At 71.4% G+C, this 15,168-nt stretch carries 13 protein-coding genes; 5 read left to right on the top strand and 8 right to left on the bottom strand.

Annotated elements, in window-relative coordinates; translation table 11 throughout:
* Positions 1-349 precede the first annotated feature (349 nt).
* Complete coding sequence (locus ABE488_RS17310) at positions 350-1,786, top strand: UdgX family uracil-DNA binding protein (RefSeq protein WP_346449652.1); 1,437 nt, start codon at positions 350-352, stop codon at positions 1,784-1,786.
* A gap of 126 nt (positions 1,787-1,912) precedes the next feature.
* The gene (locus ABE488_RS17305; protein ID WP_346449651.1) at positions 1,913-2,512 is read left to right on the top strand and encodes an aminotransferase class I/II-fold pyridoxal phosphate-dependent enzyme; all 600 of its coding nucleotides are present in this window, start codon (positions 1,913-1,915) and stop codon (positions 2,510-2,512) included.
* A gap of 134 nt (positions 2,513-2,646) precedes the next feature.
* On the opposite strand, the gene ABE488_RS17300 is transcribed toward ABE488_RS17305, so the two are convergent.
* Positions 2,647-4,032 carry a gluconate:H+ symporter gene (locus ABE488_RS17300; RefSeq protein WP_346449649.1) on the bottom strand — a complete coding sequence of 462 codons (1,386 nt, stop codon included), beginning with the start codon at positions 4,030-4,032 and terminating at the stop codon, positions 2,647-2,649.
* Positions 4,033-4,262: 230 nt separating this feature from the next.
* Here ABE488_RS17300 and ABE488_RS17295 point away from each other — a divergent pair, with 230 nt between their 5' ends.
* Positions 4,263-4,691: a PepSY domain-containing protein gene (locus tag ABE488_RS17295; protein ID WP_346449647.1), complete on the top strand. Its 429-nt coding sequence runs from the start codon at positions 4,263-4,265 to the stop codon at positions 4,689-4,691.
* A gap of 117 nt (positions 4,692-4,808) precedes the next feature.
* Here the strand turns inward: ABE488_RS17295 and ABE488_RS17290 are convergent, their stop codons facing one another.
* From ABE488_RS17290 to ABE488_RS17275, 4 genes are all read right to left on the bottom strand, one after another.
* Positions 4,809-5,309, bottom strand: coding sequence for a hypothetical protein (locus tag ABE488_RS17290; RefSeq protein ID WP_346449645.1), 501 nt, complete (start codon positions 5,307-5,309; stop codon positions 4,809-4,811).
* 41 nt (positions 5,310-5,350) lie between these two features.
* A complete protein-coding gene (locus ABE488_RS17285) occupies positions 5,351-5,725 on the bottom strand; it encodes a hypothetical protein (protein ID WP_346449643.1) in 375 nt (124 codons plus the stop codon).
* A gap of 78 nt (positions 5,726-5,803) precedes the next feature.
* Positions 5,804-6,544, bottom strand: coding sequence for a hypothetical protein (locus ABE488_RS17280; protein ID WP_346449642.1), 741 nt, complete (start codon positions 6,542-6,544; stop codon positions 5,804-5,806).
* 96 nt (positions 6,545-6,640) lie between these two features.
* Positions 6,641-8,665 carry a M3 family metallopeptidase gene (locus ABE488_RS17275; protein WP_346449641.1) on the bottom strand — a complete coding sequence of 675 codons (2,025 nt, stop codon included), beginning with the start codon at positions 8,663-8,665 and terminating at the stop codon, positions 6,641-6,643.
* 370 nt (positions 8,666-9,035) lie between these two features.
* Between ABE488_RS17275 and ABE488_RS17270 the strand changes: the two genes are divergently transcribed.
* Entirely contained in the window at positions 9,036-10,667 is a 1,632-nt protein-coding gene (locus tag ABE488_RS17270; RefSeq protein ID WP_346449639.1) for a Na+/H+ antiporter, read from the top strand.
* Positions 10,668-10,671: 4 nt separating this feature from the next.
* Here ABE488_RS17270 and ABE488_RS17265 read toward each other — a convergent pair whose 3' ends face one another.
* The 3 genes from ABE488_RS17265 to aroE are packed head-to-tail and all read right to left on the bottom strand — an operon-like array spanning position 10,672 to position 12,129.
* A complete protein-coding gene (locus ABE488_RS17265; protein ID WP_346449638.1) occupies positions 10,672-10,926 on the bottom strand; it encodes a YkgJ family cysteine cluster protein in 255 nt (84 codons plus the stop codon).
* 9 nt (positions 10,927-10,935) lie between these two features.
* Entirely contained in the window at positions 10,936-11,271 is a 336-nt protein-coding gene (locus tag ABE488_RS17260; RefSeq protein ID WP_346449637.1) for a hypothetical protein, read from the bottom strand.
* 12 nt (positions 11,272-11,283) lie between these two features.
* Positions 11,284-12,129, bottom strand: coding sequence for a shikimate dehydrogenase (gene aroE / locus ABE488_RS17255; RefSeq protein WP_346444731.1), 846 nt, complete (start codon positions 12,127-12,129; stop codon positions 11,284-11,286).
* Positions 12,130-12,400: 271 nt separating this feature from the next.
* Here aroE and ABE488_RS17250 point away from each other — a divergent pair, with 271 nt between their 5' ends.
* The gene (locus ABE488_RS17250) at positions 12,401-14,866 is read left to right on the top strand and encodes a S8 family serine peptidase (RefSeq protein ID WP_346449635.1); all 2,466 of its coding nucleotides are present in this window, start codon (positions 12,401-12,403) and stop codon (positions 14,864-14,866) included.
* Positions 14,867-15,168 lie beyond the last annotated feature (302 nt).

Genomic DNA, 15,168 nt, shown 5'->3' with positions numbered 1-15,168 from the left:
CATCCCGGCCTTCCCCCGCCAGCGGGGGAAGGCGACAAGCGCATCGTTGCGGCGAACGCGCCTGTGCCGCCCTCCCCCGTGTACGGGGGAGGGTTGGGTGGGGGCGCTCGGTCCGATCGCAGCGTGTCGTGGGCGTGCCGCCATCCCGGCCTTCCCCCGCCAGCAGGGGAAGGCGACAAGCGCATCGCGGCGGCGAACGCGCCTGTGCCGCCCTCCCCCGTGCACGGGGGAGGGTTGGGTGGGGGCGCTCGGACCGATCGCAGTGTGTCGTGGGCGTGCCCCCATCCCGGCCTTCCCCCGTCAGCGGGGGAAGGCGACAAGCGCATCGCGGCGCACGGGCGAGAATGCGATGACGACGACGTCGTTGTCCAGCCACACACGCGTGACCGCGACGGTCGATCCGCCCTGGGACGCCAGTGCCTGGCGAAGCGCAGCGCGTGCCGCGCTGCGCGCCGGTCTGCCGCCCGAGCAGCTCGACTGGAACGGGGGTGCGCAGGGATCGTTGCTGGGCGGCCTCGACCTCGCCGCGCTGCCGCCGCAACACAGCGCGCCGCGGGTGCCGTCCGAGTTCCTGAGTCTCGCCGATGCCGTGCTCTGCCATCGCGCCGATGACCGCCACGGCCTGCTCTATCGCATGCTCTGGCGCATCGCGCAGGGCGAGCGCGCGTTGCTGCTGCGCGCGGCCGACCCCGACGTGCACCGCGCACGCACGATGGCCCAGGCCGTGCGCCGTGATACCCACAAGATGAAGGCCTTCGTGCGCTTCCGCGCCGTCCCTGGCGCCGACGAGGAATACGTCGCCTGGTTCGAGCCCGACCACTGGATCGTCGATCGGGTCGCGCCGTTCTTCGCGCGCCGCTTCGCCGGCATGCGCTGGGCGATCGTGACGCCATACCGCAGCGCGCTGTGGGACGGCCGCACGTTGGCGTTCGCGCCGGGCGGCACGCGCGCCGATGCGCCGGCCGAGGACGCGCGCGAAGACCTGTGGCGGACCTACTACGCCAACATCTTCAATCCGGCCCGGCTCAACACCACGATGATGCGCGCCGAGATGCCGCAGAAGTACTGGAAGCACCTGCCCGAGACCGCATTGCTGCCGGGGCTGGTGCGCGAGGCGGGCGTGCGCGTGCGTGAGATGGCCGAGCGCGAACATCAGGCGCCCCGTCGGCGCATCCCGGCCGTGCCCGCGTCGCCCGCCCCCACGCCCGATGGCGTGGACGCGCTGCGCGAGGCCGCGCGCGACTGCCGGCGGTGTCCGTTGTGGCAACCGGCGACGCAGGTGGTGTTCGGCGAAGGGCCGAGCGATGCCCGCACGATGATCGTCGGCGAGCAGCCGGGCGACGAAGAGGATCTGTCGGGCCGGCCGTTCGTCGGGCCCGCGGGGCGGGTGTTTTCGCGCGCGCTCGATGAGCTGGGCATCGACCGCGGCTCGCTCTACCTGACCAATGCAGTCAAGCATTTCCGGTTCGAGCCGCGCGGCAAGCGGCGGCTGCATCGGCGTCCTGATGTCGCCCACATCGAGGCCTGCAACGGTTGGCTGCGCGCCGAGATCGCGCAGGTGCGGCCCGAGCGTATCGTCTGCCTGGGCGCGACGGCCGCGCGCGCGGTGTTCGGGCCGGGCGTGCGGCTGACCGAGGAGCGCGGGCTGTGGCGCACACGCGAGGACGGCGTGCGCGCCTTCGCCACCGTGCATCCGTCGTGGGTGCTGCGCCAGGGCGATCCTGTCGCGCAGGCCCAGGCCTATGCCGGATTCGTCGACGACCTGCGCCTGCTGACGGCGGCCTGATCTGGGCGCAGCCTCGTGCGGGCGGTCGCCTCAGCGGCCCTGGGCGTGCTCGCCGCGCAGCGTCATGACCTTGCTGGCCATGCGCGCGACGACCTTGCCGTCCTCGCGTTGGATGTCGCAGCGGTCGTGCGCGATCGTTCGGCCGCGATGTTCGGCCCAGGCATGTGCGCGCAGCCGCGCGCTGCGGCCTATGCCTGGCTTGCGGACCCGGCACCGGTCGCGCTGGCGACGTTGGCGCCCGAACGCACGTTCCACATCGCCAGCCTGTCCAAGAGCCTGGCCAGCGGTCTGCGCTTCGGCTACGTCGTCGTGCCGCAAGCCTGCGCGGTCCGGGTCAAGGCCGTGATCCGGGCCAGCCACTGGAGCCTGCCGAGTCTGGTGACCGCGATGGCGACGCGCTGGATTGCCGACGGCACGGTCGCGCAGCAGGAGATCGCCTTGCGCCACGATGCGCACCGACGCCAGGCGATCGCGGCCGATGCGCTCGCCGGCCTCGACGTGCGCGCGCATCCTGCATCGCCGTTCCTGTGGCTGCGCCTGCCCGAGGACCTGCGCATGGATGGCGCCACCGAGGCGCTGGCCGAGCGCGGCATCGCCGTCTCCAAGGCCGAGGCGTACGCGACCGGCCGTCATGCACCGCACGCGCTACGGCTGGCACTGGGGTCGGTGCCGGTGGACGCACTCGAGCCGGTGCTGCGGCGTTTGCGCGACACGCTCTTGCTCTGATCTCTCAACCGCTCGGCGCACCACCGACACAGGCCGAATCGGCTCAGGGAAAATGGAGCTTCCGGCTTGGCCGTTCGATCGTTTCGGCCTCACCGCGGTCCGTGCGCGATCTCGCAACCGGTCGTGGCGTCGTGTCAGACCAACGGCGGCAGCAGATTCATCAGCAGCACCATGCACAGCCCGACCAGCGACACGATCGACTGCACCACCGAAATGGTCTTCGTCGCCTCGCCCATGCTCATGCCGAAGGACTCCTTCACCAACCAGAAGCCCGCGTGGTTGGCATAGTTGAAGAACAGCGAGCCGCAGCCGATGGACAGCGCCAGCAGTGGCAGGTTGAGCGTAGGCTCGGCCGCGCCCAGCGGCGCCAGCAGCCCTGCCGCGCCGACCACGCCCACGGTGGCCGAGCCGGTGGAGACCGACAGCAGCATCGCGATCAGCCAGCCCAGCAGCAGCGGCGACAGGGCCAGCTGCTGACTCATGTGCACGATCGCATCGCCGACCCGTGCATCGGTCAGCACCTGCTGGAAGGCACCCCCGCCCGCGATGATCAGCAGCACGCCGGCCACCGGCTTGACGCTCTCGCCCAGCGCTGTGCGCACTGCCGCAGGCGCGCCCGGCCGCAGGACCACCATGGCCAGCCCCACGCCCAGCAGCATGGCGACGATCGGATGGCCGACGAAGGCCGCCACGTGCAGCACGGTCGAACCCTCGGGGAGCAGCACTTCCGCCACTGCGTGGCACAGCATGAGCAGCGCGGGTGCCAGCGCCACGACGATGCCAAGCCCCAGTCCCGGCGGTGCGTGCCGCGCCGGCGCCGTGTCGTCTGCGGCTGCGGCCTCGTGATCGAGCAGGGCGGCGTCGGGCCGCACCGACATGCGCGGCGCGATGAACATGCCGTAGACAGGTCCCGCCAGGACGATGGCCGGGATCGCGGCGATGAAGCCGTAGAGCATGGTCGCCCCCACGCTGGTGCCCAGGGTGGCGATTGCGGTCAGCGGCCCGGGATGCGGCGGCACCATGCCGTGCATCGCGGCCAGCGCCGCGATCACCGGCACCCCCACATACACATAGGCCGAACCGCGATTCCCGCCGTGGGACTCGAGCTTGCGGGCCACGCCGAAGATCAGCGGCAGCAGGATCACCAGCCCGACTTCGAAGAACATCGGGATTCCGATGATGAAGGCCACGCCTGCCATCGCCCAGGGCAGCACGCGCGGCGAGGCACGCCGCAGGATGGCATTGGCCAGCGCGTCCGTCACGCCCGCCTGCGCGAGTACCTTGCCCAGCATGGCGCCCAGCGCCACCACCAGGCCGACGGCGCCGAGCGTCTTGCCGGCACCGTTGCTCACGGCATGCACCAGGGCGTCCAGTGGCATGCCGGTGGCCAGGCCCGCGCCGAACGACACCAGCAGGAGCGCCAGCAGGGGATGGAGCCGGGGCCGCGCCACGATCAGGAGCACCAGCACGACGACGCTGGCAAGGGCGATGAGGAGGACTTGGATATCGCTGGACGTCATGAGGGCGGCGGTGCGTGGAGGCCGGCGGCGAGGATAGTCCTCCTGCCGTTCGTCCCGTGTTTCGCCGCTGGCGGCAAGGTGCGGGGGGGCGTGTAGCCCGGCCCAGGGCTTCATGTCGGTTTCGGTCGTCGCCGTGTCTATGAACCGCGCCCGCCATCGGCGACCGTCGTTCACCGCTGCTTCGCGCAGCTCAAAGAAGACTCGGCCGACCCCTACGCAGGAGCCTTTCGATGAAGACGACCCTGATCCGCGGCCTGGCGCTCGCCCTGTCCCTGACCGCCGGTGCTGCCCTGGCGCAGGACGCGATGACCAGCGCCCAGGTCCGCGCCGCGCTGACCGACGGCGGCTATACCGACGTGACCGATCTCGAGTTCAAGGACGGCCTGTGGAAGGCCGACGTCAAGGACGCCAACGGGCGCAAGATCGACGTCCGCCTGGATCCGGCCACCGGTCGCGTGTATCCCGACAATGCCGGCGCAACGACGCTGGGCGAGGCCGATATCCGCGCCAAGCTCACCGCCGCCGGCTTCACCAAGATCGAGGACGTGAAGTTCGATGACGGCCTGTGGGAGGCCGAAGCGGACACGAAGGAAGGCCAGCGTGTCGATCTCAGGCTCGATCCGCAGGACGGACGCGTCATCAGCCAGTCGCGCGACTGATCGCTGCGCGCCGCGTGATGTGCGAAACGCCCGGCACAGGCCGGGCGTTTTCCTAACCGCAAAGCTGGCGTCGTGCGCGAACGGCAACGACAGGCGCGCATCGCGCGGTCATGCGGATCAGTCGCCGCGGTCGGGACGCGGCACGTCGCTGGGCATCGCGTCGCGGACGCAGTTGGCGGCAGTGCGCGGTTGTTCGGGGGTCGCGACCAGGCAGTGCGCCGCGGCCTGGGCCCACCGAGAAACGGCATCGTGTCGGTCGGCCAGCGCGTCGGTCTCGACCAGCCACCGGGCGATGTCGAGCATGCGTTGGCGATCATCGAGCGAGGCGACCGCATCGAGCGCCGCCGCGCTGACCACGAAGCTGTGCGCGAAAGCGGCGGTTGCGCGCTCGGCGGTCTGCGCCGGGTCCAGCCGTCCGTCGTCGGCGACCAGCAGCCCCTGCAGGCGGATCGCCTCGCGCGCCTTGAGGTCGCCAGCCGAGCCGATGCTCGTGCGCAGCATGACCGTCGTGCTCAGCGCTCCGATGAAGATGCCGCCCAGCAGCACGAACACCGCGCCGATCAACATCGGCGTACGCGATACGGGCTCGGCCCGGTGGGTCGGATCGGGATGGGTCACGCCTGGTCTCCGGTACCGGCCACGACGGCCGGCCGACTAGGCTAGCGCAGCCAGCCTGCGAGTTCCTCGCGGCTGAGGCGACCGTCGCGATTGCTGTCCACCGCGTCGAACTCGGCCGACAGCGTGGGGTGGGCGCGCGCCTCGGCGCGGCTGATGTAGCCGTCGCCATCGGCATCGAGCGCGGCGAAATCGACCCGGTAGGGGCTCGTCGTCGCCGGACGCGGCTCGTAGGAGCGGATGATCACCTGCTGGCCATCGGCGCGGTCGTAGGTCACCACCCCGGTCTGGCGTCCTGTCTGCGACGACAGCGCTGGCGGTTCGCCCACCGGCTCCAGTGCACTGGTGCTGACCTGCGCGGTCGCGACAGCAGGCAGGATCGCCACGCCGAGCGCGGCGGCAAGCAGGCGGCAGGACATGACGGGCTCCTGGGAACGGGGGCGTCTACGATGCCGCGCCGATCCCCTGCAGAGCGTGAACAGGCGCCTGAGACCCAGTCAGGCGGTGCGCTGCCGCAGCCGCAGCACGACGGTCTGGATCACCAGCAGCGTCGCGATGCCCAGCGTCACCCAAGCCGATGTCGTCGCCCCGGCCAGCGGCCAGTCCGTCTGCTTGATCCACACCGCGAACAGGCCCCACAGCGCGACCGCCGCATAGGCCGGGTTGCCGCGCATGCGGGCGTTGAGCGCGAGCAGCAGCGCCGCCGCAATCGCCCACAACGCCAGGCTCCAGCCGAGCATGCGCGATGGCGACAGCCATTGGTAGGCCACGATCGTCTGCGCGACGTTGAGGAAGGCGGCCAGCGACAACCAACCCGCGTGCAGCGACAACGCCAACCAGGCGATGCGCCGGCCGCGCGCGGCATTGCCGTCCGACAGCTGGACCGCGCACCAGGCCAGGCAAGCGAGTGCGCCGACGATCACCGCCACGCAGGCGATGAATTGACCGGCCGAGAACAACGGCATCCAGATCGTGGTCAGCGCGAACCCCAGTGCGGCGACCGGGGCGATGCGTGCCAGCAGCGCATCGTGACGACGCGCCCCGGTCGCCTGCCAGGCGGCGTAGACGATGTCGAGCACAAAGATCAGGCCCCAGATCGAGAACGCATAGCCCGCCGCGACCAGCAGCGTCGGGTAGCGTCCCGACACCGCGGCCTGGTCGGGCCCGAATGCACCGGTCTGCGACAGCCAGCCGACGATGGGCATGGCGAGCGAGCACAACAGGACGAGCAGGCGCATGGATGCGATCCAGAGGTCAACCGCGCGCATGGTCGCACGGCCGCGTGACGGTGGCGCAGTGCGAGCGCAAGTCGGTGCGACCGTCCGGCGTGGGGCTCAGGCGGCCATGCCGCTGTGCCGCAGCAGCGCCGCGATATCGGGGTCGCGGCCGCGGAAGGCGCGGAAGTTGTCGGCCGCATCGCGGCTGCCGCCGCGCGCCAGGATCTCGTCGCGGAACCGCGCACCGGTCTGCGCCAGCTGATCCGGAGTTTCCTCGAACGCGGCGTAGGCGTCGGCGCTGAGGACTTCCGCCCATTTGTAGCTGTAGTAGCCCGCTGCATAGCCGCCGGCGAAGATGTGCGCGAACTGGTGCGGGAACCGGTGCCAGGCCGGCGTGCGCAGCACCGCGACCTCGTCGCGCACGCGCTCGAGCAAGGACAGCGCGTCGTCCTGGGCAGGGTCGAAGCCGGCGTGCAATTGCATGTCGAACAGGGCGAACTCGATCTGGCGCAGCGTCTGCAGGCCGCTGTGGAAGTTGCGCGCGGCCAGCATGCGGTCGAACAGATCGCGCGGCAGCGGCGCGCCGGTCTCCACGTGCGCGGTCATCGCTTCGACGCGCGGCCATTCCCAGCAGAAGTTCTCCATGAACTGGCTCGGCAGTTCCACCGCGTCCCACTCCACGCCGTTGATGCCGGCGATCGGCAACTCGCCGACTGCAGTCAGCAACTGGTGCAGGCCGTGGCCCATCTCATGGAACAGCGTGGTCACCTCGCCGTGGGTGAACGTCGCCGGGCGCCCATCGGCGCCGCGGCCGAAGTTGCATACCAGGTAGATCAGGGGCGTCTGCACGCGATCGCCACTCGCGCGGCGGTTGCGGCCATCGTCCATCCACGCGCCGCCGCGCTTGCCTTCGCGCGCGTACAGGTCGAGATAGAACTGCCCGACCAGCGTGCCGTCGCCATCGACCAGCCGGTAGAAGCGCACGTCCGGGTGCCAGACCGGGGCGCTGTCGGGCGCGACGCGCAGGCCGTAGAGGGCGTGGATCAGGTCGAACAGGCCGGCGAGCACGCGGTCTTGCGTGAAGTACTGCTTCACCGTCTGCGCCGAGTAGTCGTAACGTGCCTGGCGCAGCCGTTCGGCGGCGAAGGCGACATCCCAGGGCTGCAACGCGTCCAGGCCCATCGTGTCGCGCGCGAACGCCTCGAGCGCATCGCGGTCGTGCTGGGCATGCGGGCGGGCGCGCGCCGCGAGGTCGCGCAGGAAGGCGAGCACGTCGCCCGGCGAAACCGCCATCTTGGTCGCCAGCGACAGGCTGGCGTAATCGTCGAAGCCCAGCAACGCGGCTTGCTCGGCGCGCAGCGTCAGGATCCGGGCGATCAACGGGCCGTTGTCGCGCGCCGCCGGCCCGGCTTCGGACGCACGCAGGCCGTAGGCGCGGTACAGCGTCTCGCGCAGCGCGCGATCCTCGGCATAGGTCTGCACCGGCAGGTAGCAGGGCATCTGCAGCGTGAGCGTCCAGCCGGACTGGCCGGCTTTCTCGGCGGTCGCGCGCGCCGCGGCGACGACATCCTCAGGCAGGCCGGCGAGCCGCGCGACATCGTCGACATGCAGCGAGAATGCGTCGGTCGCGTCGAGCACGTGTTCGGAGAACTGCGCCGACAGCGCGGCGAGTTCCTGGCGGACCGCCGCCAGCCGTGCCTTGTCCTGGGCGTCGAGCGCGGCACCGCCGAGGCGGAAGTCCCGCAGCGCATGAGCGATCACCCGCCGGCGCAGCGGGTCGAGCCCGAGCGCATCGGCCTCGTCGGACAGGCGCCGGTACTGGGCATACAGCGCCTCGTCCTGTGCGAGGGCGTTGAAGAACGCGGTGACCTTCGGCAGCGCGGCGTTGTAGGCGGCGCGCAGCTCAGGCGTGTTGACGACGGCATTGAGATGCGAGACCTGGTTCCAGGCGCGCCCCAGCCGTTCGGTCGCCTCCTCGAGCGGGACGACGACCTGCTCCCAGCCCACCGGCTGGGTCCGCCCCGCGACCGCCAGCGCCGCCTCGGCCTCGGCGACGAGCGCATCGATGGCCGGCTGCACGTGCGCCGGTGCGATCGCGTCGAAATGGGGCAGGCCGGAGAAGTCGAGCAGCGGATTGGTCATCGTCGGGCACAGCGGTGTGGGGACGTTCGATTCTAGGGGCTCGCAGCGTTGGGCGATGTCGTCGACGGCTTCATTCGCGGGGTCACAGTGCAATTTCGCGAGGCGAAATTGCACTCTGACCCCGGTTTTTGACCTCTGTTCGGGCGAGCGGGACGCGTGGCGTCCGGCCGACGATCCGCGGCGCACCGAAGTCGCGCTTCAACGCTTTCCAAGGCAGGCGCGTTCTTGAGCGGACCAGCTGCCGGGTTGCCCGCAGCCTGTGCATGCACGCGGGCTATATCGAGACACGGGCACGCACGCGATGCGCTCCCCGTGATCGACCGACAGCGTTATCGTGGTGGACTCCTGCGCCGCGTGCTGCCGACCGCCCATGCATTCGATCGAAGTCGTCCTGGTGATGCTGCTGGCCGTCGTCGTGAGCGGTTACCTGACCCGCGTGCTGCAGCGCTGGCTGCCGCTGCCGCTGCCGGTGGTGCAGATCGCGCTGGGCGCGACGATCGCCGGCGTGTTCGGGCGGGGCGTCGCGCTCGACCCGCATCTGTTCTTCGTGCTCTTCCTGCCCCCGCTGCTGTTCCTCGATGGCTGGCGGATCCCCAAGAGCGGCCTGTTCCGCGACCGCGGCGTGATCCTGCAGCTGGCGCTGGGGCTGGTGGTGTTCACGGTGCTGGGCGCCGGCCTGCTGATCCACTGGATGATCCCGGCGATGCCATTGGCGGTGGCGTTCGCGCTGGCCGCGATCCTGTCGCCGACCGATCCGGTCGCGGTGTCGTCGATCGCCGCGCGTGCGCCGATTCCCTCGCGCGTGATGCACATCCTGGAGGGCGAGTCGCTGCTCAACGACGCCTCGGGCCTGGTGTGCTTCCGCTTCGCGGTGGCGGCGGCGCTGACTGGCGGCTTCTCGCTGCTCTCCGCCTCGCTGACCTTCCTGTGGCTGGCGCTGGCCGGCGTCGCGGTCGGCGCGGCGTTGACCATCGCGATCAACCGCGGGCATGCGCTGGTCTCGCGCGTGTTCGGCGAGGAGGCGGGTACGCCGATCCTGATCAGCCTGCTCACCCCGTTCGGCGCCTACCTGCTGGCCGAGCAGATCGGCGCATCGGGCATCCTCGCTGCGGTCGCGGCCGGCATCACGATGAGCTATGTCGAGCTCAGCGGCCGCGCCCTGGCGACGACCCGGGTGCAGCGTGCCGCGGTCTGGGACACGGTGCAGTTCTCGCTCAACGGCATCATCTTCGTGCTGCTGGGCGAGCAGTTGCCGTGGATCGTCGACCGCGCGGTGAGCACGGTGCGCGAGGCCGGCCACGTCACCCCGTGGTGGCTGGTGGTCTACGTGCTGGCGATCTACGCCGGCCTGTTCGCGCTGCGTTTTGCCTGGGTGTGGGTGACGTTGCGCATCGCGCTGTCGCGCAACGGCGCGCGGCGGCAGTGGCCCGAATGGCGGTTGGTGGCGGCGATGTCGCTGGCCGGCGTGAGAGGCGCGATCACGCTGGCGGGCGTGCTGACGCTGCCGCTGGCGCTGTATGACGGCACGCCGTTCCCGGCGCGCGACCTGGCGATCTTCCTGGCAGCGGCGGTGATCCTGATCTCCCTGCTGCTCGGCAGCCTGGTGCTGCCGCGGCTGCTGCGCGGGCTCACCGTGCCGGTCGAGGGCGAAGGCGACCGCGAGATGGACCTGGCCCGACACGAGGGCGCGGTCGCCGCGGTGGCGGCCGTGGAGCGCGCGCAGCATGCGCTGCCTGGCGCCAAATCCGACCCCGACCTCTATGCCAGCGCCGCGGTCCGGGTCATGGCGCTGTACCAGGACCGGCTGCGCCGCGAGGCCGGCGGCGGCATCGATGCCGAGGAATTGCGCCGCGCCGACGACGCCGAGCGCGCGTTGCGCATCGCGGCCGTCGCGGCCGAGCGCGAATGCATCTACAGCCTCGCCCGTCATCGGCGGATCTCCGACGAGATCGCCCGCCGGCTGGTCCGCGACCTCGACCTGCTCGAGGCGCGCTACCGCTGACGGTTCACGGTGTGGTCGCCCGCTCCAGATGCTCGAGCAGTGCGAACGCCGCGTCCCGCGACCCGCCACACATGTCCTGGGCCGGGCGCAGCGAGCTGCAGAACGCAGGCCGTTCGGGGCGGCCGAACAGCCGGCAGCGCAGCGACTCGTCGAGCTGCACGCACGCCACGCCGGCTGGCTTGCCGTCGGGCATGCCGGGGATCGGCGAGGTGATCGACGGCGCGATGCAGCACGCCGCGCAAGCCGGACGACACTCCATGGCGCGGCGTCAGCGGCGCCGGCGTACGACCGCCAGGGCCAGCAGGATCAGGCCGGCCGCCTCGATCATCGCCAGGCTGACGCTGACAACGCCGTAGAACAGGCCCGTCGCCGCGAACGGCAGCGCGGCGACGGTGATATAGGCCTGCACCAGTGGATAGGTGCCCGCCGCGAGCAACTGGGCAGCCAACATCACGCCGAACCCCCAGGCCGCCAGCCGCACCGCCGGTGGGTCTACGTTGCGTTGACGCAGGACCAGTACGAGCGCGACACCGAGCGCGATCAGCAGCGGCACGCGCGCAGGCAACTGCAGGACCATCGACATCAACAGGGCATGGACATCCATCGTCATGGCCTTCTAGTCCGCGCTGACCAGCGCGACGTTGCGCGCCTGCAGCGCCGCGAACACCGGATCGGTCTCCGGCCGCACACCGTGCCAGAGCAAAAAGCTCTCGGCCGCCTGCTCGACCAGCATGCCCAGTCCGTCGATCGCATCGCGCACGCCGTGGGCACGCGCCCAGGCCAGGAATGGCACCGAAGCTTCGCCGTAATTGAGGTCGACCGCGGCGGTGCGCATGCCCACCAATGCGCGCGGCAAGGCCGGGAAGCTGCCGTCGCGTCCGGCGGAGGTGGCGTTGATGATCAGGTCGAACTCCCCCGACTCGCCGACGCGTTCGAGATAGCGCGGATGCACCCGCCCGGGCTCGCCGAGCGCATCGGCCAGGGCGTCGGCGCGCTCGGGCGTGCGGTTGACGATCGTCAGGCCGTCGACGCCAGCCTCCAGCAGCGCCCCGGCGACTCCGCGCGCCGCGCCGCCTGCGCCGATCAGCAACGTCCGGCGCCCGCGCAGGTCGAGGCCGTGGCGATCGGTCAGGTCGCGGACCAGGCCCGCGCCGTCGGTGTTGTCGCCATGCCAGGTCGCGCCGCGGCGCACCAGCGTATTGACCGCGCCCACGCGTTGCGCGCGTTCGGACTGCGTGTCGGCCAGCGCGAACGCCGCCTCTTTCAGCGGCAGCGTGACGTTGGCGCCGGCGCCTCCCGATGTCGCGAAGGCCGTCACCGCCTCGGCGAAGGCCGAAGGCGCGGCATCGATCGCGGTGTAGTCGATCGCGATGCCGGTCTGCTGCCCGAACGCAGCATGGATCCGCGGCGACAGCGAATGGGCGACAGGATGGCCGAACACGGCGTAGCGGGGGCTGGGCATCGGGCGACTCGGGCAGGCAGCGCGCCGGTCCGGCGCCCGACGAGTCTAGGGCATGCCATCGGCATTGATGGGGGGCGCCGGGGCGAATCGGCCGCAGTGCAGGATGCGGCCACGGCCCGGACGCGGTATACACGGAAGCGGAAGCAGGGGGACGCAGCGAGCCAGGGGGGGCGCGGCGGCATCGAGAAGGTCGGGCGGGGACGGCAGCCATGCCGTGCGCGCCGGGCAGGTCACCGGTGAATCACCGTCATCTGAAAAGGGGAGCTTTCGCATGTCACGTATCCGCACACTCGGCGGGGCTTCGGTCCTGCTCGGCGTCGTCGCCGTCGCCGCCGCAAGTACCGTCATTCCCGGCGCCGAGCCCGCGGCCCGGCAGGCGCTGCAATCGGCCCGTCAGGGCGTGGGCGCGCTGCTGGGCACGGCCCCGGTCGCTTCTGCCGCCACGCCGCGCGGTGCATCGCCCGCGCCGGCCGCGCAAGGCCCGGGGCGCTACATCGTGGTCCTGGACGATCCGGCCCTGGCCGGCTACTCCGGCGGCGTCGCCGGGCTGGCGGCGCCGGCCAAGCGCCGCGAGGGCCAGCGCCTGGACGTGCGCAGTGCCCCGGCGCGCAGCTACGTCGGCTATCTGCAGCGGCGCCAGCGCGAAGTCGAAAGCGGCATCGCGCTGGACCTGGGCCGGTCGCTCAGGGTCGAGCGCCGGATGCAGCATGCGATCAACGGCCTCGTCGTCGAGTTGGCGCCTGCCGAGGCGGCGAAGGTCGCCGCGCGCAGCGACGTGCGCTTCGTCGAGCCCTACCGCGAGTACGCGCTCGATACCGATACCGGGCCCGGCCTGATCGGCGCACCGGCTTTGTGGAACGGGGCGATCGGCGGCCTGGGCGCGCTGAAAGGCGAGGGCGTCGTGGTCGGCATCCTCGATTCGGGCATCAACTTCGGTTCGCCCTCGTTCTCGGCGGTCGACCCGGTCGACGGCTACGTCCACATCAATCCGCTCGGTAGCGGCACCTACCTGGGCACTTGCGCGCCCGGCGGCATCGATGCCGGCCGCTGCAACGACAAGCTGATCGGCGGCTACGACTTCGTGTGCGAGGCCCCGGGGCTGACCTGCGGCCGCGAGGGCATCCGCGAGGAACCCGGCTTCGGCGACACCAACAGCCACGGCAGCCACGTGGCCTCCACCGTCGCCGGCAACCGTCGCAACGTGGTCTTCAGCGGTAACTCGCGTGCGATCTCCGGCGTGGCGCCACGCGCGAACATCGTCGCCTTCGACATCTGCTACACGCGCCTGTCGGATGGCCGGGGCCTGTGTCCCAACGTCTCGGCGGTGGCCGCGGTCGAGCAGGCGCTCGCCGACGGCATCGTCGACGTCATCAACTACTCGATCGGCGGCGGCGGCCAGCCGTGGAGCGAGGCGGTCTCGCTGGCGTTCCTGTCGGCGAGCGAGGCCGGCATCTATGTCGCGGCCTCGGCCGGCAACAGCGGTCCGGCCGCCAACAGCATGGGCCACCTCGAACCCTGGGTCGCCTCGACGGGCGCGGCCCAGCATGGCCGCGGCGCATTCGCCTCCGCGTTGCAGGTCACGGGCCCGGCGCCGGTGCCCGAGCCGCTGTCGCTGATCCTGCTGACCGAAGGCACCGGCGGCACGCCGCACACCGCGAGCATTCCCGGCACGACACGCCTGCGGGTCAGCGCCGGCATCGACGGGGGCACCGACGGTTGCAGCGCCTACGCTGCGGGTACGTTCCAGAACGCGATCGCGGTCGTGCGCCGCGGCAGCTGCGCGTTCTCCGACAAGGCCGCCAACGCGGCCGCGGCCGGCGCGGTCGCGGTGCTGATCGCCAACAACGCCGAGGGCGGCCTGGTGCCGTCGGTGCCGGGCGCGACCGTGCCGGTGTTCTCGGTGACCCAGGCCGAGGGCAACGCGCTGCGCGATTTCGCCGCAACACGGCCCAACGCCACCGCCGGCATCGGCTACCCGCCGCTGGCCACGCCCAATGTGCCCGACGCGCTCGGCGATTTCAGCTCGCGCGGGCCGGCCGGCACCTTCAACCTGCTCAAGCCCGACGTGGTCGCGCCCGGCGTGTCGATCCTGGCCACGGTGGCCGGTGAGACCATCACCGGGTACGAGAACGCACTGGGCCTGATGAACGGCACGTCGATGGCCTCGCCGCACCACGCCGGCGCCGCCGCGCTGCTGCGCCAGGCGCGGCCGGACTGGTCGGTGCCCGAGATCAAATCGGCGCTGGCGCTGACCGCCAAGACCCTGGTCTACACCGAGGACGAAGTCACGCCCGGCACGCCGTTCGATCGCGGCAGCGGCCGCATCCGCGTCGACCGCGCGGCCGAGGCCGGTCTGTTGATGCACGAGACCGGTGCGCGCTATCTGGCGGCCAACCCGGCGCAGGGCGGCGATGTCGCCAATCTCAACCAGCCGGGCCTGGCCAACCGCAACTGCCAGACCCGCTGCAGCTTCGTGCGCACGTTCCGCAATCCGCATGCCCAGGCCTCGACCTGGCGGGTGCGCGTTGCCGGCGTCACGGCGACGGCCATGCCGGCGCAGCTGCGGGTGCCGGCCGGTGCCAGCGTCAGCCTGCGCATCACGGTCGACGCGCGCAGCCTGCCGGCCGACGGCAGCTGGCGCTTCGGTGAGGTCACGCTCGAGCCGGTCGGCGGCGCGCTCGGTCCACAGCGCACCGCGCTGACGCTCCCGGTCGCAGTGGCCCGCCAGGCCAACTGAAGAACCGCCGCCTGGCACCTCCCCCGCAGCGCGGGGGAGGTGCACGCGCGCAGCGCGTCGGGCGGGGGGCACGGAGCTCGCGCCGAAGAGCGCCCCCATCCCAGCCTTCCACCCGTGAAGGGCGCAATGCCCCGTCAACGGTGGAGGGTGCGAAGCGGCACAGCGCGCAGTTCACCTCCCCCGCAGCGCGGGGGAGCAACGGTGTTGGAGGTCAAGCCGCAACAGGCGTTTCGAGTCGGAATCTGGCGTTGTCTCGAAGCATGGCGTTGAGGATGGTCAGCAGCTTGCGCATGCAGGCCACC

The sequence above is a fragment of the Luteimonas sp. TWI662 genome (assembly GCF_039673825.1).
Lineage (GTDB): Bacteria > Pseudomonadota > Gammaproteobacteria > Xanthomonadales > Xanthomonadaceae > Luteimonas.
Note: the sequence above shows the minus strand (reverse complement) of the source record. Positions and strands in the feature narration are given on the sequence as shown.